Annotated in this window: 24 protein-coding genes; 15 read left to right on the forward strand and 9 right to left on the reverse strand. The window is 65.0% G+C overall.

What is annotated here, in order from left to right:
- Window positions 1-67 precede the first annotated feature (67 nt).
- Entirely contained in the window at window positions 68-607 is a 540-nt protein-coding gene (gene hpt / locus ACQY5B_RS12835; protein ID WP_305968202.1) for a hypoxanthine phosphoribosyltransferase, read from the forward strand.
- Window positions 608-631: 24 nt separating this feature from the next.
- On the opposite strand, the gene ACQY5B_RS12840 is transcribed toward hpt, so the two are convergent.
- A complete protein-coding gene (locus ACQY5B_RS12840; RefSeq protein ID WP_420324981.1) occupies window positions 632-1,576 on the reverse strand; it encodes a tetratricopeptide repeat protein in 945 nt (314 codons plus the stop codon).
- A 199-nt stretch (window positions 1,577-1,775) separates the two neighbouring features.
- On the opposite strand from ACQY5B_RS12840, the gene ACQY5B_RS12845 reads away from it, so the two are divergent.
- Together ACQY5B_RS12845 and ACQY5B_RS12850 are read left to right on the forward strand one after the other, a co-directional pair.
- The gene (locus ACQY5B_RS12845) at window positions 1,776-2,228 is read left to right on the forward strand and encodes a c-type cytochrome (RefSeq protein WP_420324980.1); all 453 of its coding nucleotides are present in this window, start codon (window positions 1,776-1,778) and stop codon (window positions 2,226-2,228) included.
- Between the two features lie 6 nt (window positions 2,229-2,234).
- A complete protein-coding gene (locus ACQY5B_RS12850) occupies window positions 2,235-3,113 on the forward strand; it encodes a cytochrome c (protein ID WP_420324979.1) in 879 nt (292 codons plus the stop codon).
- A 139-nt stretch (window positions 3,114-3,252) separates the two neighbouring features.
- Here ACQY5B_RS12850 and lipA read toward each other — a convergent pair whose 3' ends face one another.
- Both lipA and ACQY5B_RS12860 read right to left on the reverse strand, forming a co-directional pair.
- The gene (gene lipA / locus ACQY5B_RS12855) at window positions 3,253-4,200 is read right to left on the reverse strand and encodes a lipoyl synthase (protein WP_305968198.1); all 948 of its coding nucleotides are present in this window, start codon (window positions 4,198-4,200) and stop codon (window positions 3,253-3,255) included.
- A gap of 223 nt (window positions 4,201-4,423) precedes the next feature.
- Window positions 4,424-5,539 carry a DUF6456 domain-containing protein gene (locus tag ACQY5B_RS12860; RefSeq protein ID WP_420324978.1) on the reverse strand — a complete coding sequence of 372 codons (1,116 nt, stop codon included), beginning with the start codon at window positions 5,537-5,539 and terminating at the stop codon, window positions 4,424-4,426.
- A 237-nt stretch (window positions 5,540-5,776) separates the two neighbouring features.
- On the opposite strand from ACQY5B_RS12860, the gene ACQY5B_RS12865 reads away from it, so the two are divergent.
- Window positions 5,777-6,064 (forward strand): DUF6477 family protein, encoded by a 288-nt coding sequence (locus ACQY5B_RS12865; RefSeq protein ID WP_043139790.1) that lies wholly within the window; start codon window positions 5,777-5,779, stop codon window positions 6,062-6,064.
- 28 nt (window positions 6,065-6,092) lie between these two features.
- Here ACQY5B_RS12865 and ACQY5B_RS12870 read toward each other — a convergent pair whose 3' ends face one another.
- The 3 genes from ACQY5B_RS12870 to ACQY5B_RS12880 form a co-directional block, all read right to left on the reverse strand.
- Entirely contained in the window at window positions 6,093-7,637 is a 1,545-nt protein-coding gene (locus ACQY5B_RS12870; protein ID WP_420324977.1) for a trimethylamine methyltransferase family protein, read from the reverse strand.
- A gap of 456 nt (window positions 7,638-8,093) precedes the next feature.
- On the reverse strand, window positions 8,094-8,405 hold the full coding sequence (locus ACQY5B_RS12875; RefSeq protein WP_420324976.1) for a Lin0512 family protein: 312 nt from the start codon (window positions 8,403-8,405) through the stop codon (window positions 8,094-8,096).
- Window positions 8,402-8,743 carry a Lin0512 family protein gene (locus tag ACQY5B_RS12880; protein WP_420324975.1) on the reverse strand — a complete coding sequence of 114 codons (342 nt, stop codon included), beginning with the start codon at window positions 8,741-8,743 and terminating at the stop codon, window positions 8,402-8,404. Before ACQY5B_RS12880 ends, ACQY5B_RS12875 begins: the two co-directional genes overlap by 4 nt.
- Window positions 8,744-8,878: 135 nt before the next feature.
- Between ACQY5B_RS12880 and ACQY5B_RS12885 the strand changes: the two genes are divergently transcribed.
- Window positions 8,879-9,577, forward strand: a complete 699-nt coding sequence (locus ACQY5B_RS12885) for a DUF2270 domain-containing protein (RefSeq protein WP_305968301.1) — start codon at window positions 8,879-8,881, stop codon at window positions 9,575-9,577.
- 78 nt (window positions 9,578-9,655) lie between these two features.
- On the opposite strand, the gene ACQY5B_RS12890 is transcribed toward ACQY5B_RS12885, so the two are convergent.
- Complete coding sequence (locus ACQY5B_RS12890) at window positions 9,656-9,835, reverse strand: hypothetical protein (RefSeq protein ID WP_420324974.1); 180 nt, start codon at window positions 9,833-9,835, stop codon at window positions 9,656-9,658.
- Between the two features lie 159 nt (window positions 9,836-9,994).
- On the opposite strand from ACQY5B_RS12890, the gene ACQY5B_RS12895 reads away from it, so the two are divergent.
- The 4 genes from ACQY5B_RS12895 (at window position 9,995) to bmt (ending at window position 14,557) form a co-directional block, all read left to right on the forward strand.
- A complete protein-coding gene (locus tag ACQY5B_RS12895) occupies window positions 9,995-11,170 on the forward strand; it encodes an alpha/beta hydrolase (RefSeq protein ID WP_420324973.1) in 1,176 nt (391 codons plus the stop codon).
- Window positions 11,171-11,212: 42 nt separating this feature from the next.
- On the forward strand, window positions 11,213-12,781 hold the full coding sequence (gene guaA / locus ACQY5B_RS12900; protein ID WP_305968191.1) for a glutamine-hydrolyzing GMP synthase: 1,569 nt from the start codon (window positions 11,213-11,215) through the stop codon (window positions 12,779-12,781).
- Window positions 12,778-13,419 (forward strand): YdcF family protein, encoded by a 642-nt coding sequence (locus ACQY5B_RS12905; RefSeq protein ID WP_420324972.1) that lies wholly within the window; start codon window positions 12,778-12,780, stop codon window positions 13,417-13,419. Before guaA ends, ACQY5B_RS12905 begins: the two co-directional genes overlap by 4 nt.
- Before the next feature lie 124 nt (window positions 13,420-13,543).
- Window positions 13,544-14,557, forward strand: a complete 1,014-nt coding sequence (gene bmt / locus ACQY5B_RS12910) for a betaine--homocysteine S-methyltransferase (protein WP_420324971.1) — start codon at window positions 13,544-13,546, stop codon at window positions 14,555-14,557.
- Between the two features lie 299 nt (window positions 14,558-14,856).
- Here the strand turns inward: bmt and ACQY5B_RS12915 are convergent, their stop codons facing one another.
- Complete coding sequence (locus tag ACQY5B_RS12915) at window positions 14,857-15,792, reverse strand: LysR substrate-binding domain-containing protein (RefSeq protein ID WP_420324970.1); 936 nt, start codon at window positions 15,790-15,792, stop codon at window positions 14,857-14,859.
- Between the two features lie 115 nt (window positions 15,793-15,907).
- Between ACQY5B_RS12915 and ACQY5B_RS12920 the strand changes: the two genes are divergently transcribed.
- The gene (locus ACQY5B_RS12920; protein ID WP_420324969.1) at window positions 15,908-16,180 is read left to right on the forward strand and encodes a DUF4242 domain-containing protein; all 273 of its coding nucleotides are present in this window, start codon (window positions 15,908-15,910) and stop codon (window positions 16,178-16,180) included.
- On the opposite strand, the gene ACQY5B_RS12925 is transcribed toward ACQY5B_RS12920, so the two are convergent.
- Window positions 16,177-17,262: a PA0069 family radical SAM protein gene (locus ACQY5B_RS12925; RefSeq protein WP_420324968.1), complete on the reverse strand. Its 1,086-nt coding sequence runs from the start codon at window positions 17,260-17,262 to the stop codon at window positions 16,177-16,179. The genes ACQY5B_RS12920 and ACQY5B_RS12925 overlap by 4 nt on opposite strands.
- 173 nt (window positions 17,263-17,435) lie before the next feature.
- Between ACQY5B_RS12925 and ACQY5B_RS12930 the strand changes: the two genes are divergently transcribed.
- The 5 genes from ACQY5B_RS12930 to ACQY5B_RS12950 all read left to right on the forward strand — a co-directional run bounded on the left by ACQY5B_RS12930 (window position 17,436) and on the right by ACQY5B_RS12950 (window position 19,675).
- Window positions 17,436-18,140 carry a corrinoid protein gene (locus ACQY5B_RS12930; RefSeq protein WP_305968185.1) on the forward strand — a complete coding sequence of 235 codons (705 nt, stop codon included), beginning with the start codon at window positions 17,436-17,438 and terminating at the stop codon, window positions 18,138-18,140.
- A 90-nt stretch (window positions 18,141-18,230) separates the two neighbouring features.
- Window positions 18,231-18,446, forward strand: a complete 216-nt coding sequence (locus tag ACQY5B_RS12935) for a hypothetical protein (RefSeq protein ID WP_420324967.1) — start codon at window positions 18,231-18,233, stop codon at window positions 18,444-18,446.
- The gene (locus tag ACQY5B_RS12940; protein WP_420324966.1) at window positions 18,446-18,763 is read left to right on the forward strand and encodes a YbjQ family protein; all 318 of its coding nucleotides are present in this window, start codon (window positions 18,446-18,448) and stop codon (window positions 18,761-18,763) included. Before ACQY5B_RS12935 ends, ACQY5B_RS12940 begins: the two co-directional genes overlap by 1 nt.
- Window positions 18,764-18,855: 92 nt before the next feature.
- The gene (locus ACQY5B_RS12945; protein WP_305968182.1) at window positions 18,856-19,029 is read left to right on the forward strand and encodes a hypothetical protein; all 174 of its coding nucleotides are present in this window, start codon (window positions 18,856-18,858) and stop codon (window positions 19,027-19,029) included.
- Complete coding sequence (locus ACQY5B_RS12950; protein ID WP_420324965.1) at window positions 19,010-19,675, forward strand: DUF1638 domain-containing protein; 666 nt, start codon at window positions 19,010-19,012, stop codon at window positions 19,673-19,675. The genes ACQY5B_RS12945 and ACQY5B_RS12950 overlap by 20 nt, the downstream gene beginning before the upstream one ends.
- Window positions 19,676-19,678: the final 3 nt, after the last annotated feature.

Genomic DNA, 19,678 nt, shown 5'->3' on the forward strand with positions numbered 1-19,678 from the left:
GCTCTTTTCGGGACTGAACAATGCGGCGGGATTTCGTATTGTCGGGCGGGAATTTCAAGGGAAAGCCATGACAAAGCGTCCTTATGTCGTAGACGAGATGATATCGGCCAAGTCCATCGCCGCACGGATCGAGGCCCTGGCGCAGGAGATCGACCGCGAGTTCGCGGACACCGACAAGCTGGTGGTTGTCGGCCTGTTGCGCGGCAGTTTCGTGTTCATTGCCGATCTCGTGCGGGAATTGCACCTGCCGGTCGAGGTGGATTTCCTCGAGGCCTCGTCTTACGGCGACGGCATGGAATCGAGCCGCGAGGTGCGCATCCTCAAGGACCTGCGGTCGGGGATCGAGGGGCGCGACGTGCTGGTGGTCGAGGACATCATCGACACCGGGTTCACCATGAGCCACGTCCTTCACATGCTGCGCGGGCGCGAGCCGCGCAAACTGAAGGTGATTGCCCTATTGGACAAGCCCACGCGGCGCGAGGTGGAGATCAAGGCGGACTGGACCGGCTTCGAGATCCCGGACGAATTCGTCGTGGGCTACGGCATCGACTTTGCTCAGCGCAATCGCAACCTGCCCTATATCGGCAAGGTGCGCTTCACCGACTGATCGGGCACGGGCGGCGCGCCGCTCTCAGCGCTTGTGGCTGTCGGCAAAGGCGCGGGCCGCGGCGCGCTGGCCTTGGTCAAAGTCCTGGGCGATCTCCTCGCAATCGGCGGCGGCATCGCCCTTTTCAAGGCTGTGCCCCCAGTCGAGACCCAGCAGGCAATAGCCGTAGCCCTTGACCGGGTCGTGCCAGAAGCCCTCGTAGTCCTCCCAGGCGACAAACAGGCCCAGTTCAAAGGCCGCCTTGGCCACGCCCTTTTCGACACCCATGCTGTAGAGAAGGTAGGATTTCAGCAGATCCTGCGCGATGCCGTCGTTGCCCTCGTACAGCCAGGCGAGGTCGGGGATCGATTTCTTGTCGCCGGCGGCCACGGCCCGTTCCAGGTAGACGCGGCTGAGGTCCACGTCCCGCGCCACGCCATTGCCGTGGTAATAGGCATAGCCGACCTCGCGCAGCCCGTTGAACGTGCCCGCATCCGCGCCCTTGCGGTACATTTCCAGCGCCCTGACCTTGTCCGCCTCGACGCCGCGACCGTGGAAATACATGTCGCCCAGCAGGTTCCAGCCCTGCGGATAGTCCAGCGCGATGGCCTCTTCGGCCAAGGCGCGGGTCTTGTCATGATCGATGCCGAATCCGTCGTGGTCGTTCTGCCAGAACAGCGCCATGTTGAAATGCGCCCGGGCGAATCCCTGGTCGGCGGCACGCCGGTACCAGTCCAGCCCGGCGGCGGGGTCATAGGCCAGCCCCTTGCCGCCGTCCTTTTCGGTCAGGCTGGCGCCAAGGATGTTCTGCGCCACCGGATCGCCGGCCTCTGCCGCCGCGCGCACGGTATCCCAGATCCCCTCGTAGCGCCCGTTCAGCCAGGCTTCGCGCGCCTCGGCCAGCGCCGGAGATATCTCTCGGTCAAGAGTGCCCTGGGCGGATACGGCCAACGGCCAGAGCGCGATCAGCGCGGCAAGGAATCGGGACATGGCAAAGGGCTCCGTTTAAAAAAGACGTTATCTGTTGAAAGGATAGTCAGGCGGTTGTCCGCCGGTCAAACGCCAAGGGCGCTGCGCAAGCTTGCAGATCACACCTGCGCGAGAGCACATGGTACCCGGCAGGCAAGAATGTGATTGTCACATTGGCCTGCGATATTATGCTGCAGGTATTCAACACAGGGAGATACCCATGAAAACTCCATTTGCCGCACTGGCGCTTCTGGCCGTTCTAGGCACCCCCGCCCTCGCACAGGACCTTCCGCAGCCGGTTAAGGCGCGCCAGGGCCAGTTCAACATCATGGCGCTGAACCTGGGTGTTCTGGGTGGCATGGCGCGTGGCACGGTCGAGTATGACGCCGAGGCGGCGCAGGCCGCAGCCGATTCGCTGGTGGCCGTGTCGACGCTGTCGCAGGGCGCCATGTGGCCGGACGGCACCGACGACGGATCGATTGCCGGCACCCGCGCCAAGGCCGACATCTGGGGCAACATGGATGACTTCACGTCCAAGTGGGCCGACTTCGGCGAAGCAGCCACCGCGATGGCAGCCGCCGCTGGCACCGGCCGCGACGCACTGGGCCCGAACATGGGCGCGCTCGGCAATGCCTGCAAGGCCTGCCACGACAGCTACCGCGTGCCCGAGTAAGCCGCGGTGCGCAGCTTTCTGAAACTTCTGGTCCTGGCGGCGATTGTCGGCGCCGGGATCGGTCTTTGGGTGACGGCCCCCAGCCGCGTGGACGCGGCCCGTTTCGACGGGCTGACCGGCGATGCCGCGCGCGGCGAGACTGTGTTTACCGCGGCGGGCTGTGCCTCGTGCCACCATGCCAAGGGGGCCGAGGACAAGCTGCTGCTGACCGGCGGAATGGAATTCGTGTCGGATTTCGGCACTTTCTATGCGCCCAACATCTCGCCCCATCCGGAGGCGGGCATCGGCGGCTGGAGCTTCGAGGATTTTGCCAACGCGGTGACGCGCGGTGTGTCCCCGGAAGGTCAGCACTATTACCCGGCCTTCCCCTACACCGCCTACACCAAGATGCAGGACCAGGACCTGAGCGATCTCTGGGCCTACATGCAGACGCTGGAGCCCAGCGACGTGGCCAGCAAACCGCATGACGTGGGCTTTCCCTTCAACATCCGCCGCTCCGTCGGCGGCTGGAAGTTCCTCTTCATGTCGGATGACTATGTGATGGAGGCCGCCGACAACGAGCGTGGCCGCTATCTGGTGGAAACGCTGGCGCATTGCGCCGAATGCCACACCCCGCGCAATCCTCTGGGGGCGCTGGACACGGCCCGGTGGATGGGCGGCGCGCCGAATCCCTCTGGAAGCGGCACGATTCCGGCGCTGACACCGGACAAGCTGGACTGGTCCGCCGCCGACGTGGCCTATTACCTCGAATCGGGCTTCACGCCGACCTTCGACGCGGTGGGCGGCCACATGGCCGAAGTGGTCGAGAATTTCGCCGCCCTTCCGGCAGAAGACCGCGAGGCGGTCGCCGCCTACATCAAGGCCCTGCCGCCCTTGGGCGAGTGACGCCGATAATCTGAGCTTTGGCTGAACCCGCGCGCCGGGTTCAGCCGCCCCCAGTACTTACATTGCCGCGAACCCGCACCGGACCGGACGTTTCGGCCGGTGCTTTTCCTTTCAGATCCCCGTCAACGCAGCGCGCGTCTCAGTTCGCCAGCTTTGCTTCGCGGGCCGCGCGCAGCCGCGCGAAATCATCCCCCGCGTGGTAGGACGACCGCGTCAGGGGCGTGGCCGAAACCATGAGGAACCCCTTGCCATAGGCGGTTTTCTCGTAAGAGGCGAATTCCTCGGGCGTCACGAAACGGTCGACGCGGTGGTGTTTCGGCGTCGGCTGCAGGTATTGCCCGATGGTCAGGAAGTCCACGTCCGCCGCCCGCATATCGTCCATGATCTGCGTGACCGCCTGCCGGTCCTCGCCGAGACCGACCATGATCCCGGACTTGGTAAAGATCGACGGGTCGATCTCCTTGACCCGCTGCAACAGGCGCAGGCTGTGGAAATAGCGCGCGCCGGGCCGCACGGTCGGGTACAGGCCGGGGACGGTTTCGAGGTTGTGGTTGAAGACATCGGGCTTTGCGGCCACGACGACTTCCAGCGCCTCGGGACCACATTTCAGGAAATCCGGCGTCAGGATCTCGATGGTTGTGCCGGGCGCGCGGTGGCGCACGGCGCGGATGGTCTGGGCGAAATGCTCTGCTCCCCCGTCTTCCAGGTCGTCGCGGTCGACAGAGGTGATGACGACGTGGTTCAGCCCCAGCTTCTGCACCGCATCGGCCACGCGACCGGGTTCGAACACGTCCAGAGTGTCCGGGCGCCCGGTGGCGACGTTGCAGAAGGTACAGCCACGGGTGCAGATCTCGCCCATGATCATCATGGTGGCATGGCCCTGGTTCCAGCATTCGCCCGCGTTGGGACAGCCGGCCTCTTCGCAGACGGTGACCAGGTTGTGCTCTCGCATGATGCGGCGGGTCTCGGCATAGCCTTTTCCGCCGGGCGCCTTGACCCGGATCCAATCCGGTTTCTTCGGCTGGGCGTTGTCCGGGCGATGCGCCTTTTCCGGGTGGCGTTCGGCGGGCATTTTGAGATCGCGCACGGATATTTCCCCTCTCCTGACAAGGACCTTTTCCTTAGTATCGTATTGCAGGGGGCGTTTCCAGTGCACCCGGCCGCAGTCCCTGTGGCCTTTCCCCGATGCTAACGATTTCCCCTTGCACCTTTCCCCGGTGTTTCAAAAACTTAGGCCCCGGGGCGGCGTGATGCCGCCCCGGGGCCATGCAAGAGGTGTCTGTCAGGGTTGCCTTGTTGGCAGGACTGGATCAGCGGATCAGGTCACCGCCCCCCTTGCTGCGTTCCTCGTAGTGGCGGCGCAGACGCTGCAGCGCGATACGCAGCACGATCTTGCCCGACCGGGCCGACCACCCCAACCGTTTCTCGGTGGTTTCCAGGCCTTCGAGATAACAGCAGCAACGCAGCGCAACGTCCCCGAGGCCGGGGCCCAGGTCGCGCAGCGCCGCCTGAAGGCGGGCCTGCGCGGCGGCTGATCCGCTCTCCTCCTGCCCGCTGGGGGCCGTGACAACACCGGCGGTCAAGAACTGGTCCCAGTTCTGGGCCGTGCGCGGCCCCATCTGGGCCAGTTCGAAATCCTCGCGCAGACGCTCGCCCGCAGCGATCAACTCTTCCGACAGGAACGGCTCGCCATCCTTGCTGCGACGGCGTCCCAGGGCGGTCAGCGGGCTCTCGGCCAGCATGTAGCGCCCCTTGCGCGCGCGCGGGTCACGCTCGACCTCGTCCAGTGCGGCCTCGGCATCGCGCCCGGTCTCGAACCCGGCCTGGGCCTCGGCAAAGCCGCGGACGCGGCTTTCCTGCTCGGCCACCAAGCGGTTGAGCGCCGCGCGCCCCGCAGAAGTGATGCGATAGCGCGAGATCCGCCCCGGCGCATCACAGGCGATCCAGTCGTTGAGCCCCATTGCCTGGGCAACGGCGACATCCACCACGGCGGTGCGCGTACTGCCGCCGTCGCCGGTGTCGCGCACGACCACGGCCTTGTCCATCTCTACCGCGACGGCCAGCACGGCGCCGCTCTCGCACAAGCGGCGCAGCACGCGCCGTGCCTCGCGGGCCAGCGTGGCCTCGTCCGGCGGCGTGGGTGTCATGGCAGCGTTCATCGGGTCCATGTCCTTTCTGGTCTCTTGTGCCGGAACCGTTTCCCCGGCAGCCCCCAGGTTGCACAAAGCCGCATCAACCAAAGGATCGTCCCTGCGGGTCTCGATCCTGCGCACCTGGCGCAAGACGGTCGACGCGTGGCACCCAGCTTGCCGCGCGAGTTCCCGGATCGAGCACCCCTGTTCAGTGTGCGCGAGGTAGACGCGCGCCGCATCGGGCACCCAGTTCGGCAGTTGATCCGCCGGGATGTCGATCCGCGCGTCACGCATGGGCGCATACTGAAAAAGGGGTTATTTCCACAGACTTATCCCCAGTGGCAACTTGAGCAACCTAAACGTGTGTTCCTTACTGGACAGTTAATGAAACACCGCAAAAGTGATTGTTTATAAGAAAGTTAAACTAGTTCTGAACTCTGCGTTCGGACCGTGCACCCCCGACGCAACACTCGCCCAGACCGTGCATAGTCAGCCGGAATTCGCATGACGCGAACTGCATGGAGCGAGACGATGAAAGACATTCTTGGTTTGCTGAACGACCTGCGCCGCCCGCGCCTGCTGATCCGCGCAGCCCGCATCGGCGCACAGGACTATCGGCGCAATCCGCACCTCAACCGTCTACTGGGTTATGGCGCCCTGCCCCGCCCCGGCGCCGCGCTGATGCGGCTGGTAGAGATCGAGGCCGAATTGAACGAGCGGCGCCATGCCGATGACGCCGCCTATTCGGTCAGCCGCCATGTCGAGGTGCTGACCGCAATGATGGGCGAAGCCCGTATCCTGCGCGAGGCGGCCTACTGAGACCGCCCGCGTTCCTCCGGCCCGACCCTCAGGAGAAGGCGTCGGGCATCGAGGCCTTGCGCTCTGCCACATAGGCGTTGAGCGCCTCGTTGATCGAGGGATCGAGCATCGGCTGCTGGTAGGTATCCAGAAGTTTCTGCACCCGCGCCGTCGCCAATGCCACGGTGTCCCGGGCGCCTTCCTCGGACCAGGTCTCATACGGCTTGTAGTCGAAGACCTCGGAACGCCAGAAGGCGGTCTTGAAGTTGGCCTGAGTGTGGGCACAGCCAAGGTAGTGTCCGCCCGGGCCGACCTCGCGGATCGCATCCATCGCCAGCGTTTCCTCATTCACTGTCACGCCCTGCGCCATCTTGTGCAGCGTGCCCAGCTGGTCGGCATCCATCACGAACTTTTCGAACGAGGCGACGAGCCCGCCTTCGAGCCAGCCGCAGGAATGCAGCATGAAGTTCACGCCGGACAAGAGCCCCATGTTCAGAGAGTTCGCCGTTTCGTAGGCCGCCTGTGCGTCCGGCAGCTTCGAGCCGCAGAACGACCCGGCCGACCGGAAGGGCAGCCCGAGACGCCGAGCCAGCTGACCGGCACCGTAGGTGACCTGCGACGCTTCCGGCGTGCCGAAGGTGGGCGCGCCCGAGTTCATGTCGATCGAGGTCACGAAGGCGCCCATGATGACCGGTGCGCCCGGGCGCACCAGCTGCGCATAGGCCACACCGGCCAGCGTTTCCGCCAGCACCTGCACCAGCGTGCCCGCGACCGAGACAGGCGCCATCGCGCCACCCACGATGAAGGGTGAGATGATGCAGGCCTGGTTGTTGGCCGCGTAGATTTCCAGCGCGCCCATCATCACGTCATCGAAGGTCAGCGGCGAGTTGATGTTGATGAGCGAGGTCATCACCGTGTTGTCCTGCACGAACTCCTTGCCGAACAGGATGCCCGCCATGTCAACGCTGTCCTGCGCGCGGCTGGGTTCGGTCACGGACCCCATGAAGGGCTTGTCAGACAGCGTCATGTGGGCCAGCAGCATGTCCAGGTGACGCTTGTTCACCGGCACGTCGGTCGGTTCGCAAACCGTGCCACCGGAATGGTGCAGCCATTTGCACATCTGGCCCAGCTTCACGAACTTGCGGAAATCCTCGATCGTTGCATAGCGGCGGCCGCCGTCAGCGTCGCGCACGAAGGGCGGGCCATAGACCGGGGCCAGAACAAGGCTGTTGCCACCGATTTCGACGGATTTGGCCGGGTTGCGGGCGTGCTGGGTGAACCGCGACGGCGCCGTCTTGATCAGCTCGCGGGCAAGACCGCGCGGGATACGCACGCGTTCGCCATCGACATTGGCACCTGCCGCCCGCCAACGCTCCAGCGCGGCGGGATTCTGGACGAAGTTGACGCCGACCTCTTCGAGCACCTGTTCGGCGTGATCCTCGATCATTTCCAGAGCGGCGTCGTCCAACAGCTCCATGTTGGGGATGTTACGCTCGATGTAGCGGGCGGTCTCCACCTGGACCGAGGTCCGTTCGGCGCGGCGCGCGGCACCGCCGCCACCTCTGGACCGTTTGCGCGCTGCTGCTTCTGCCATCTGTTTCAGCCCTTGTCTGCGGGGGCGGTGCCGTCATCGGCCCACCGGATCATTCCCCGTTCTAACGCGTCGCGCAGAGGGCCCATCGGTCTTTTCCGGCAGGTGCGGGGAAAAAGCGACATTCCTACGCCGCTCTGTGCCATGCAAGCGCCCACGTGACCCACCGGCCGGGAATCGCGGCGCGGCATTTGATGACACAAAGAAGGAACGTAGGCGTAGGATTGCGCTTCGCAAAACCAGTTCGCGTCTCCGGGACGCAATTCCCGGCCCGTGATGACCAGCGGACCTCCCAAAGCCGAAGTGGGGCCGGCAGGGCCAAGCACGGCAATTTCTCAATCGGGGTTTGCGGCGCCTCGATGGGAATGTCGCCGTGGCCTCGATCCCTCTGGAGCAAGGCCGGTACACGACCATGAGCCACGGCGCCGCCCCATCGCCGGCAGACCGGGCCGTTTCCCGTCAGTCCGCGGACCCCAGCGGAAACACCTCGATCGCTGCGCTGACCATGATCAGCGCGGACCCACACGGTTGCGGCACGACCATACCGCCAGGCACCACGCGCACCTCTACCTCGCCGGCGCCGAAGGCATGGTTCACGCCGCTGGTGTCGAGATCCGCCGCCTCGGGCACGCCAAGAGTGACATGCACCGCGCAATCCACGTCCACATGCAGGACCGCGCGCGCCTGCGCCGCCGCGATGGCGCGCTCGGCCGCCTGACCGGCGGTTGCGCCGACGCCCATGCCCATTTGCACGATCAGCCTCTGTCTCATGCCGCCGCCTCCTCGAAGGATACGGTCAGAGCGGCCAGCGCCATGACCGTCGGATTGCCGTGGCCTTCGGGGCGCGGCACGTCCAGCCCGCCAAAGACCACCTCGATCCGTGCCTCGCCATAGGGAAAGACCTTTTGCAGTTCGGCCCTGTCCACCGCCTCTGGCTGTTGCACCGCCACGCGCACGGCCAGCCGCATCTCGGATTTTTCGCGTCCCAGCCATTCGGCTGCATTGATCGAGGCCTTCCACAACAGATCGCGCAACGCGCGGGCCGAGGCCTCGGTGTAATCGCCCCGCCGGAGCGACGTGCCCAGGCCAAATTCCGTCAATACCTGCATGTGCCCTCCATCGCGTCGGTCGCCTCAGAGGAGCCAGACCGACGCCCCCGGGTCAAGCGCCGAAACTCCGATGTGACTTTGACCTCTGCGCAGAGACGCGGCAGAGTGAACGAAAAGGGAAGGGAAACCGGCATCATGGGAGGAGAGGCCGAAGCAGAAGCGCCAGAGTTGGAGCGCAAGACGCTGAGTTCGTCCGAAATCACCGCCGTCGCGCATCTCTATCGCGGCGAGGTCTATCGCAGCACGATCTGGCGCACCCGGCTGGACACGACGACCAACTGGGCAGTGGTGACACTGGGTGTCGCGCTGTCGATCTCGTTTTCGGCGCCGGGGGCCTCGCCCTTGCCGCTGGTGCTGGTGGGGGTGCTGATCCTGCTTTTCCTGATGCTGGAGGCGCGGCGCTACCGCTATTTCAACGTCTGGCGCGCGCGCTGCCGCTGGATGGAACAGCATTTCTACGCGCCCATGCTGGACGATGGCGACCTGCACCTGGAGGAAAACTGGCAGAAGACGCTGGCCGCCGACTACCGGCGTCCCACCTATCACGTCACGTTGATGACCGCCGTGGGGCGTCGCATCCGGTCGAACTACCTGTGGATCCTGCTGATCCAGTCGCTGGCGTTTGCCGGGAAACTGGCGGTGCATCCCACCCCGGTGAAGACCTGGGACGAGGCGATCTCGCGCGCCGATGTCGGGCCCGTGGCGGGAGAAGTCCTGATCGTGACCGGCGTCATCTATGTCGGCGCTGCCGCCGGCATGGCGCTCTGGTCGTGGCGGTCGGACGTGAAACGGGCCCGGCAGCGTGGGCGGGTCAAATCCTATTCGATGGGCTGAGAGGGCGCCCCGCGCGCCGGAGAAGGGTCACCGCCCTTTTCGGCACGCGGGGCCGGTCCTGACGGCTGGCCCGGCGCGTCAGGCCGTGGCGGCACCGAACAACCGGGCAAACCCACGGCGGTGGCGGGGTTTGGCGGGTTCGGGAGAAAACATGGCATGGGCCGCCTGCGAACGCATGTGGCGACCCCGTGCCATGTAATAGGCCGTGTCGATGGAACCATCGGGGCGGGTGCGGATCCTGTCGTTCTGCTGGGTCATGGTCTGTCTCCGTGTCTGGACTGTCATGCCCCATCTGAACCGACCGCGGCCCACCGCGCTTGAAGGCGGTCTTGTCCTTGTCTTCAGAAACCCTTGTCATTCGACTTTCCCTTGCGAAAACCTTTGCCAACGGCGCCGGGCTTGCCGGACACTGGTCGCATGATCCTTGCCTTCAACGACTGTGCGCTCGACCTAGACCGCCGGACTTTGGTCCGGGGCGGGCAAGAGGTGCACCTGGAACCGCAGGTCTTTGACCTGCTGGCGCTTATGGCACAGTCCGGCGGGCGGGTGGTGTCCAAGGACAGGTTGGTCGAGGTGGTCTGGAAAGGCCTTGCCGTCTCGGACGCAACCATCGCGGCGCGGATCAGCGCGGCACGGGCGGCGGTGGGCGATTCCGGCAAGGAACAGGGCGTTCTCCGCACTATTCCCCGGCGTGGCCTGGCCTTCGTGGCCGAATTGCGGGACAGCTCCGTAACAGCGCATCCCCCCACGGCTACCGCGACCGACGTCGCCTATGCCCTGTCGCAGGACGGCAGCGCCATCGCCTGGAGCCTGACCGGCGACGGCCCACCCCTGATGCGAATCGGACACTGGCTGTCGCACCTGGAAATGGACAGGGCCGGCACGATCTGGGGGCCTTTGATCGACCGCCTGTCGCAGCACCACCGGCTGTTGCGCTATGATCTGCGTGGCACCGGACTGTCGGCGCGGGATGCGCCGCTGACCGGCATCGACGTCTTTGCCGAGGACATGGCGGCAGTGGCCGATGCCGCAGGCTTTGAGCACTTCGATCTGTTTGCCGCCTCGCAGGCCGCGCCCGTCGCCATCCGCTTCGCCGCACGCTGGCCCGACCGGGTCAGGCGCATGGTGATCGTCGGGGGCTATGTTCAGGGCCGCGTGCACCGCGCCACCGGAACCGGGGAAGTGGATGAGGAAACCATTCTGGCCATGATCCGCGCAGGCTGGGGCAAGGCCGATAGCCCTTTCATGCAGGCCTTTTCAACGCTCTTTGCGCCGGACGCCACGCGCGAACAGCGCGACGAATTGGTACGGATGCAGCTGTCCAGCGCCAGCCCCGAGACCGCCGTTACCCTTCGCACGGTGATCGACCGTTTCGACGTGACCGAGGACCTGACCCATGTCGACGTTCCGGCGCTGATCTTTCACGCCGAACAGGATGCGATCCACCCGGTCAGCCAGGGTCTGAAACTGGCCGCACATCTGAAAGGTGCACAATTCATCCGGCTGGACAGCCGCAGTCACATGCTCTTGCCGCAGGACCCGATGTGGGAACAGGTTCTTTCCCGGACAGAGGCCTTTCTGGCCGAAGGCTGACAGCGCGATTGCACTTTTCCGCAGCCCTGCCTAAGGGAAGGCATGACCGAGACCCAGCACGACCGCCTCCTCATCATCGACTTTGGCAGCCAGGTGACGCAGCTGATCGCGCGCCGCCTGCGCGAGCTGAATGTCTATTGCGAAATCCACCCTTACCAGAACGTCACCGAAGCTTTCCTGGCCGACTTCGCGCCGAAAGCCGTGATCTTCTCGGGCGGGCCCGATTCGGTGACCCGAGAGGGCAGCCCGCGCCCACCCAAGGGCGTATATGACCTGGGCGTGCCGATCCTCGGCATCTGCTATGGCCAGCAGGTCATGATGCAGGACCTGGGCGGCAAGGTCGTGGCGGGCGAAGGCACCGCCGAATTCGGGCGCGCCTATGTCGTCCCCGGCGAGACGCGGATCGACATGCTGAACGGCTGGTTCATGGACGGCTCGGGCCGCGAGCAGGTCTGGATGAGCCACGGTGACCACGTCTCGGAAATCGCGCCGGGCTTTGCGGTCTACGGCACCTCGCCGGGCGCGCCCTTTGCGATCACGGCGGATGTCTCGCGCAATTTCTACGCCGTGCAGTTCCACCCCGAGGTACACCATACGCCCAACGGCAAGACGCTGTACGAGAATTTCGTGCGGGCCGCCGGGTTCAAGGGCGACTGGACGATGGGCGCCTACCGTGAAGAGGCCATTGCCAAGATCCGCGAACAAGTGGGCGACGCCAAGGTGATCTGCGGCCTGTCCGGCGGTGTCGACAGCTCCGTGGCGGCGGCCTTGATCCACGAGGCGGTGGGCGACCAGCTGACCTGCGTTTTCGTCGATCACGGGTTGCTGCGCCTGCACGAGGCCGAGGAAGTCGTGGGCATGTTCCGCGATCACATGAACCTTCAGGTCATTCACGCGCAGGAACAGGATCTCTTTCTGGGTGAGCTGGAGGGCGTCAGCGACCCCGAGGTCAAGCGCAAGACCATCGGCAAGCTGTTCATCGACGTGTTCCAGAAATACGCCGATCAGATCGAGGGGGCGCAGTTCCTGGCGCAGGGAACGCTGTATCCGGACGTGATCGAAAGCGTCTCTTTCAGCGGCGGGCCTTCCGTAACGATCAAATCGCACCACAACGTCGGCGGTCTGCCGGAAAAGATGGGCCTGAAACTGGTCGAGCCGCTGCGCGAACTGTTCAAGGACGAGGTGCGCGCGCTTGGCCATGAACTGGGACTGCCGGCAAGTTTCATCGGGCGTCACCCCTTCCCCGGCCCCGGCCTTGCCATCCGCTGCCCCGGAGAGATCACCCGCGACAAGCTGGAAATCCTGCGCAAGGCAGATGCGGTCTATATCGACCAGATCCGCAAGCACGGGCTTTACGACGAGATCTGGCAGGCCTTCGTCGCGATCCTGCCCGTCCGCACCGTGGGCGTGATGGGCGACGGGCGCACCTATGACTATGCCTGCGCCCTGCGCGCGGTGACCTCTGTCGACGGGATGACGGCGGATTACTATCCGTTCAGCCATGATTTCCTGGGCGAAACCGCCACCCGGATCATCAACGAAGTCAAGGGGATCAACCGCGTCACCTACGACGTCACTTCGAAACCCCCGGGCACGATCGAGTGGGAATGACAAGGCTGCTGCGCTGGCTGGTCCGCGCAGCGGTCATCTATACCCTTGCCTGCGTGGCTTTGACGCTGGGGTCGCTGCTGCTGACCCCGGCCTGCAGCACGGTCGAGCAGCCTTACGACATTGCCGTCGTTCTTGGCGGCGGGGAAGAACTGCGCAAGGCGGTGCAGGAGGCGGAAACGGGCCGCGTCCATTCAGCGGTTCGCCTCTACCGGCGCGGTCTTGTGCAGCACCTGCATCTGACCGGAGGCGGTCCCGATGGCCGCAGCAGCAATGCGCCCCTGCTGGCCCGGCTGGCCCGGGACAAGGGACTGCCGGACACGGTTCTCAGCACCGAGGCCCGCTCACTGTCGACATTGCAGAACGCTCTGTTTTCGCGCCCTTACCTCCCTTCCGAAGCGGACCTGATCCTTGTGACAGAGGCATTCCACGCCTGGCGCGCCAAGGCCTCTTTTGTCTGGGCCGGGCGGCCGGCTGCGATCTGCGCCAGCCCCGACCCCGACCGGCGCCTGCCCCACCGGACCCTCCACCTTGTACGCGAGGTCGCGGCCTGGGGCGCCAACATCCTGCGCGCCGGGGCGTGGTCAATCGGCCGGGCGATGGGGTTGGAAACCCGCCTGCCCCAGTTCCTGCTGATCTGATCGGGCCGGCATTCGCCTCGTTGCGAGGCAAACAACCCTCATGACAATGATGATGATTATGAATTTGCCTCCAGTCGGCAGATGTGAAACACGCAATCAACGACGTCCGGATAAGGCAAGAACGATGAGCGACGCACTTTCCCGGGCCCTGGCTCAGCGCGACTGGCTGCTGGCGGACGGGGCGACGGGTACCAACCTCTTCAACATGGGGCTGCAATCCGGGGATGCCCCGGAGTTCTGGAACGAGGATGAGCCGGACAAGATCCGCGCGCTCTATCGCGGCGCGGTCGAGGCAGGATCGGATCTTTTCCTGACCAACAGTTTCGGCGCCAATGCCTCGCGGCTGAAACTGCACGATGCCGGGCACCGCGCCTACGAACTGTCCAAACTTGCTGCCGAACTGGCACGCGAGATTGCCGATGGCGCGGGCCGCGAGGTGATCGTCGCGGGCTCTGTCGGTCCGACGGGCGAAATCATGGGCGAGGCCGGAAACCTGACCCACGAACGCGCGGTCGAGATGTTCGAGGAAACCGCCGCGGGCCTCAAGGATGGCGGCGCGGACGTGCTCTGGGTCGAGACGATCTCGGCCCCCGAGGAATACAAGGCCGCCGCCGAAGCCTTTGCCAACGTCGGCATGCCCTGGTGTGGCACCATGAGCTTTGACACCGCGGGGCGCACGATGATGGGCATGACCTCGGCCGACATGGTCAAGATGGTCGAAAGCCTGCCGACCCCGCCGCTTGGCTTCGGGGCCAACTGCGGCGTCGGCGCCTCTGACCTGCTGCGCACGGTGTTGGGCTTTGCCGCGCAGGGGACGGAACGTCCGATCATCGCCAAGGGCAATGCCGGCATTCCCAAGTATGTCGACGGTCACATCCACTATGACGGCACGCCCGAGTTGATGGCCGAATATGCGGTCATGGCGCGCGATTCCGGCGCCCGCATCATCGGCGGGTGCTGCGGCACGATGCCCGAACACCTCAAGGCCATGCGCGAAGCCCTGGAAACCCGCGAAAAAGGCCCGCGCCCGACGCTGGAACAGATCACCGGCATGCTGGGCGGGTTCTCGTCCGACAGCGACGGCACGGGTGACGACGGCCCCACCCGCGAGCGTCGGGGACGGCGCCGGCGCGGCTGACCGGGCGGTGGCGGATTTCACATCCGCCACGGTGCCTCCCATCAAGGCCGGGCCGGGTCAAACTCCCTTTTCCTTCTGACGCCACAGGGTGGAAACCGTTGGCAGGAAAGGGAGAATTATTGCGGATCAAAGATGGAACGCGGATATTCCAAGCGATCTTGAAAGGCGTATTCGGGTCAATGGCGGACAAGCGACAAGCGCAGCCCTGCGCGGTGCATGACGTGTCGCGATGGACACAGAGGGCCTGCATGACGCTGGGGGCGACCGCGGACGTAACTGCAGGGTCGGCCACGTCGCGGTCAGACTCCGAACAGAACGCGCATCCGCTCACGGTCATCCGCCGCACGGGCGGCGATCCAGTCGCGAAACCTGCGCTGAAACGGTCCCAGCGGTCGCTTTTCGTACCACAACAGCCGGTGCCAGTACTTTGCCGGCACGACAGAGCCTGCCCCGAAGGGCATGACAAGCGCACCTCTGTCCACCGAATGCACGACGTCCGACAGCCCCCCCAGCACAAGACCGATCCCCGCCCGGGCAATCCTCGCTCCGCTGCCCTGCAACGCGAACTGCGGCCCGCCGCTGGCGCTGGAGATGTCGATGCCGGTGGCATGGCTCCAGCCTTGCCAATCCAGCCAGGCGGCGTCCGAGGTCGGGACATCAATATGGGCGATGGGCACGCCTCCCAGCTCCGTCTGTCCGGGGGCCAATCCGTAGCGGCGGGCGAAATCGGGCGTGCAGACCGGCACCACGCCGCTGGGCAACAGGTCGATCGCGCCGTAGCCCGGACCGGGCGGCGGCATGAAACGGATGGCGAAATGCAGATCGGAACTGGCGAGGTCGACGACATCCCAGCTGGTGTCTATGCGCAGGTCCACGGCACCGACCTTGGCAAAGAGATCCGGCAGGTGATGCGGCAGCCAGCTTTCCGCGAAGGTCTGGGTGACCGTCAACGCCACCCGCCGCTCGACCTGCCCGGAGCACAGGGCATCCTGAACCGAGGCAATGCCCGCGAACCCGCTGCGCAGTGCATGAGCCAGACCGGAGAGGTCCTCGACCGGTATGAGCCCGCCCGGGGTGCGCCGGAAGAGTGTCCGGCCCAACCGTTCTTCCAACCGGCGTATCTGTGCGCTGACCGCGGCCTGCGTCACGCCCAGTTCTCCGGCCGCGCGCGCCACGGAGCCTTCGTTCAGAACGGCATCCACCGCCCTCCACGCATTCAGATGCGAAAGCGGCATGCTCCCTCGACAACATTCTGTCACCCGACGGATAGAATAACTCAAATGATCGCGGGACAGAACTGCGCTCTACTGGGGATGAGACAACAAACGCTTGTCCACCAGGGAGGCCCAGATGAAGACCTACGTGATCGAACGCAACATTCCCGGCGCCGGGTCCATGTCACAGGAAGAACTGTGCGGCGCGGCCAGCGCATCCAATGCGGCCTTGGCGAAACTGGCACCGCGGGTGCAGTGGAACCACTCCTACGTCGCCGGCGACAAGACCTTCTGCATCTACCTGGCCGAGGACGAGGATGCGATCCGCGAACACGCACAGTTGAGCGGGTTCCCGGCGGATACGATTACCGAGATCAAGACCCGCATCGACCCGACAACCGCCGGCTAGAACAGGCTCAGTTGATCGCCCTTCCGAACCGGCGGCTCAAAGAGATCGCAGCGCAGCGCGGGTTGGTCACGGTCCAGCCCAAGGGCACGCGCCGCGCGCCGGAAACGCGCTGCGAGCAGGTCGGCATAGGGCCCCTCTCCGCGCATGCGGGAAAACCATTTCGCCGAATAGACCTTGCCGCCGTGCATGTCGCGCAGATGGCCCATGATGCGCGCGGCGCGGTCGGGATAGTGTTGGTGCAGCCAATCCTGCCAGAGATCGGCAACCTCCAGAGGCAGGCGCAGCATGATCCAGCTGGCCGCATCCGCCCCCGCCTCGGCGCCCGCCTTCAGGATCGCCTCGAGTTCGGGATCGGTCAGCGCCGGGATCATCGGAGAGGCCATGATGCGCACCGGGATACCCGCCTCTGTCAGCCGCCGGATGACCTGCAACCGCCGCTGCGGTCCAGGTGCGCGCGGCTCCATCCTTCGCGACAGGACCGGGTCCAGCGTGGTCACGGATATGCCCACGCGCGCCAGTCCCTGTGCAGCCATGTCCGACAGGATGTCGATGTCCCGTTCGATCAGCGCGCCCTTGGTCACGATGGCCACGGGGTGCCGAAAATCGCGCAGCACCTCCAGGCAGGCGCGCATGATGCCCCGGTCTCGCTCGACCGGCTGGTAGGGGTCGGTATTGGTGCCGATGGCCAGAGGCGCCACCTCGTAGCGCCTGTTCCGCAATTCGCGGGCCAGCACCTCGGGCGCGGTCGGCCGCGCCACCAGTCGCGTTTCGAAATCCAGACCCGGCGAAAGCCCCAGCCAGGCATGGGTGGGCCGCGCGAAACAATAGATGCAGCCATGTTCGCAGCCCCGGTACGGGTTCAGCGATCTGTCGAACGGCAGGTCCGGCGAACGGACATAGGTAATGACCTTGCGCGGCACTTCCTCGCTGACCTCGGTCCGGTACACCCCGCCCTCTTCCGGCAGGTCCCATCCATCATGCACGTCCTCGCGCCGCAGCCGTTCGTAGCGGCCACAGTCGCGACTCGTCGCGGCGCGGCCACGAGCGCGGTCGGGATCAACGGGACGGGATGGAGGTTTCATGCCGAACACATAGAACACAACAGGAACACTGGCAAGATTTGCGGCACTTGGGTGTCGCAGGTCGGTCCAGCTTTACCCAATGTCGCAATCCGCCAATTGAAATCCGCAGAAAACGACGAATAGTCGTTTAAACGACGGCATGCGATGCCATGCCAAGCCAAGGGAACCGCGCCATGTCCGATGAAGAAGACGACATCATCCTCTCCGAACTCGACGACGAGGAACTCGTCCAGCAGATGTTCGACGACCTTTACGACGGTCTCAAGGAAGAGATCGAGGAAGGCGTGAACATCCTGCTCGAGCGCGGCTGGGCCCCGTACAAGATCCTGACCGAGGCGCTGGTGGGTGGCATGACCATCGTCGGCCACGACTTCCGCGACGGCATCCTGTTCGTCCCCGAGGTGCTGCTGGCGGCCAACGCGATGAAGGGTGGCATGGCCATCCTGAAACCGCTGCTGGCCGAAACCGGTGCGCCCAAGCAGGGCAAGATGGTGATCGGCACCGTCAAGGGCGATATCCACGACATCGGCAAGAACCTGGTGTCCATGATGATGGAAGGCGCCGGTTTCGAGGTGGTCGACCTCGGGATCAACAACCCGGTCGAGAACTACATCGAGGCGATCCAGAAGGAAGAGGCCGACATCCTGGGCATGTCCGCCCTGCTGACCACCACCATGCCCTACATGAAGGTGGTGATCGACGCGATGGTCGAACAGGGCATCCGCGACGACTATGTCGTGCTGGTCGGCGGCGCTCCCCTGAACGAGGAGTTCGGCAAGGCCATCGGCGCCGATGCCTATTGCCGAGACGCCGCCGTGGCGGTGGAAACCGCCAAGGAATTCATCTCGCGCAAGCACAACCAGATGGCGGCCGGCTGACCTTGCTGCCGGTCAACGAGGCGGGGCTTCGGTCCCGCCTCGTTTCTTTTGCGCGCCCGGCGGTCAGGGTGGACGCAGGGGGGGGCTGCCATGAAACTCGACAGACTGGTACTGATCATCGTCTGCGTCCTGGCCGGCAGCGCCGTGACTTTCTGGCTCGGGATGCTGCTCCTCGCCTCGCTCAGTGTGCCCTTCGCATGGCTGGCCCTGCTGCCCGCGGCACTGGTGGGCTATATTCTCTACAGGGTAATTGCCGAGCGGGTCGGCAATGCCGAAGACGACCATTACGACGGGATGAAACACTGATGCTGATCGTCACCTCGGAACAAGTTGCCGGGCGCGAAATCATCGCCTCGCTTGGTCTCGTGCGCGGCGCTACCGTGCGGGCCAAGCATCTGGGAACGGACATTGTCGCCGCGCTCAAGATGCTCGTCGGCGGAGAGCTGACGGGTTATTCCTCGCTCATGGCTGGCGCCCGGGAACAGGCGCTGGATCGCATGGCCGCCGAGGCCGAGGCACTTGGCGCCGATGCCATCGTCGCGATGCGGATGCAGACCTCTGCCATCACGCGCGGGGCCTCCGAGATTGTCGCCTACGGCACCGCGGTCAAGCTGTCGCAGTAGGCAGCCCGGCGCGTATTGATGCCGCAAGTGCGCGAATGGGGTTTTTCTTTCGCAACCTTTGGCCCATATTAGACAGTAGGAAGGAGACCCCAATGCCCGTCACATCCTTTGCCCTGCTTGTATGCGCCGTGATCATGGCCGCCGGCCTGACCGTCTGGGCGGTGTCTTCCTTCGGGGTTCTTACGGTGGTGCCGGTGCTCTTGGCGATCGCACTGCTGGCCCGCTGGGCGCTTGCCCATGTTCCCTATGACGACAGCCGCACCTGACGCGCTTTCCGACCGTGCGCTGACAGAAAACGGCCTGCGCCCTGAAGGTGAGGGCCGTATATTGCTGCTGGCCTGCGGCGCGCTTGCCCGAGAGATCCTGGCGCTGATCCGGCTCAATGGCTGGGGGCAAATGGATCTGGCCTGCCTGCCAGCGATCCTGCACAACCACCCGGAAAAGATCACCGATGCCGTGCGCGCAGCCGTAGAAAAGCACCGCCCCAACTATGCGCGGATCTGCGTGGTCTACGCCGACTGTGGCACTGGCGGGCTGTTGCAGGCCGCCTGCGACGAGATGGGGATCGAGATGGTGCCCGGCCCGCATTGCTATGCCTTCTTCGACGGGCTTGCCACATTCGAGACCCGCGACGAGGTCACGGCCTTCTACCTCACCGATTTCCTCTGCCGCCAGTTCGACGCCTTCGTCTGGAAGCCCCTCGGCCTCGACCGTCACCCGCAGCTGCGCGAGATGTATTTCGGCAATTACGATCGGCTGGTCTATCTCGCCCAGACCGAAGATGCCGAGCTGACCGCCCGGGCAGAGGCCTGCGCCTCCCGCATGGGTCTTGCCTTTGAGCGTCGCTTTACCGGCTACGGCGATCTGGCGCGGGTTCTGGAGGGCTGGGCCGGCGCACCGGCCACAGCCTGACGC

The organism is Antarctobacter sp. (assembly GCF_965277915.1).
In the GTDB taxonomy this organism is placed as follows: domain Bacteria; phylum Pseudomonadota; class Alphaproteobacteria; order Rhodobacterales; family Rhodobacteraceae; genus Antarctobacter.

What these genes read in the sequence shown, in the direction of transcription:
- ACQY5B_RS12905 (WP_420324972.1), top strand. Translation starts at nt 12,778, where the DNA reads ATGACAAGGCTGCTGCGCTGGCTGGTCCGCGCAGCGGTCATCTATACC.
- ACQY5B_RS12930 (WP_305968185.1), top strand. Translation starts at nt 17,436, where the DNA reads ATGTCCGATGAAGAAGACGACATCATCCTCTCCGAACTCGACGACGAG.
- ACQY5B_RS12865 (WP_043139790.1), top strand. Translation starts at nt 5,777, where the DNA reads ATGAAAGACATTCTTGGTTTGCTGAACGACCTGCGCCGCCCGCGCCTG.
- ACQY5B_RS12940 (WP_420324966.1), top strand. Translation starts at nt 18,446, where the DNA reads ATGCTGATCGTCACCTCGGAACAAGTTGCCGGGCGCGAAATCATCGCC.
- ACQY5B_RS12875 (WP_420324976.1), bottom strand. Translation starts at nt 8,405, where the DNA reads ATGAGACAGAGGCTGATCGTGCAAATGGGCATGGGCGTCGGCGCAACC.
- ACQY5B_RS12950 (WP_420324965.1), top strand. Translation starts at nt 19,010, where the DNA reads ATGACGACAGCCGCACCTGACGCGCTTTCCGACCGTGCGCTGACAGAA.
- ACQY5B_RS12860 (WP_420324978.1), bottom strand. Translation starts at nt 5,539, where the DNA reads ATGCGTGACGCGCGGATCGACATCCCGGCGGATCAACTGCCGAACTGG.
- ACQY5B_RS12920 (WP_420324969.1), top strand. Translation starts at nt 15,908, where the DNA reads ATGAAGACCTACGTGATCGAACGCAACATTCCCGGCGCCGGGTCCATG.
- bmt (WP_420324971.1), top strand. Translation starts at nt 13,544, where the DNA reads ATGAGCGACGCACTTTCCCGGGCCCTGGCTCAGCGCGACTGGCTGCTG.
- ACQY5B_RS12870 (WP_420324977.1), bottom strand. Translation starts at nt 7,637, where the DNA reads ATGGCAGAAGCAGCAGCGCGCAAACGGTCCAGAGGTGGCGGCGGTGCC.
- ACQY5B_RS12890 (WP_420324974.1), bottom strand. Translation starts at nt 9,835, where the DNA reads ATGACCCAGCAGAACGACAGGATCCGCACCCGCCCCGATGGTTCCATC.
- ACQY5B_RS12885 (WP_305968301.1), top strand. Translation starts at nt 8,879, where the DNA reads ATGGGAGGAGAGGCCGAAGCAGAAGCGCCAGAGTTGGAGCGCAAGACG.
- ACQY5B_RS12840 (WP_420324981.1), bottom strand. Translation starts at nt 1,576, where the DNA reads ATGTCCCGATTCCTTGCCGCGCTGATCGCGCTCTGGCCGTTGGCCGTA.
- ACQY5B_RS12915 (WP_420324970.1), bottom strand. Translation starts at nt 15,792, where the DNA reads ATGCCGCTTTCGCATCTGAATGCGTGGAGGGCGGTGGATGCCGTTCTG.
- ACQY5B_RS12945 (WP_305968182.1), top strand. Translation starts at nt 18,856, where the DNA reads ATGCCCGTCACATCCTTTGCCCTGCTTGTATGCGCCGTGATCATGGCC.
- hpt (WP_305968202.1), top strand. Translation starts at nt 68, where the DNA reads ATGACAAAGCGTCCTTATGTCGTAGACGAGATGATATCGGCCAAGTCC.
- ACQY5B_RS12845 (WP_420324980.1), top strand. Translation starts at nt 1,776, where the DNA reads ATGAAAACTCCATTTGCCGCACTGGCGCTTCTGGCCGTTCTAGGCACC.
- ACQY5B_RS12880 (WP_420324975.1), bottom strand. Translation starts at nt 8,743, where the DNA reads ATGCAGGTATTGACGGAATTTGGCCTGGGCACGTCGCTCCGGCGGGGC.
- ACQY5B_RS12895 (WP_420324973.1), top strand. Translation starts at nt 9,995, where the DNA reads ATGATCCTTGCCTTCAACGACTGTGCGCTCGACCTAGACCGCCGGACT.
- ACQY5B_RS12935 (WP_420324967.1), top strand. Translation starts at nt 18,231, where the DNA reads ATGAAACTCGACAGACTGGTACTGATCATCGTCTGCGTCCTGGCCGGC.
- guaA (WP_305968191.1), top strand. Translation starts at nt 11,213, where the DNA reads ATGACCGAGACCCAGCACGACCGCCTCCTCATCATCGACTTTGGCAGC.
- ACQY5B_RS12925 (WP_420324968.1), bottom strand. Translation starts at nt 17,262, where the DNA reads ATGAAACCTCCATCCCGTCCCGTTGATCCCGACCGCGCTCGTGGCCGC.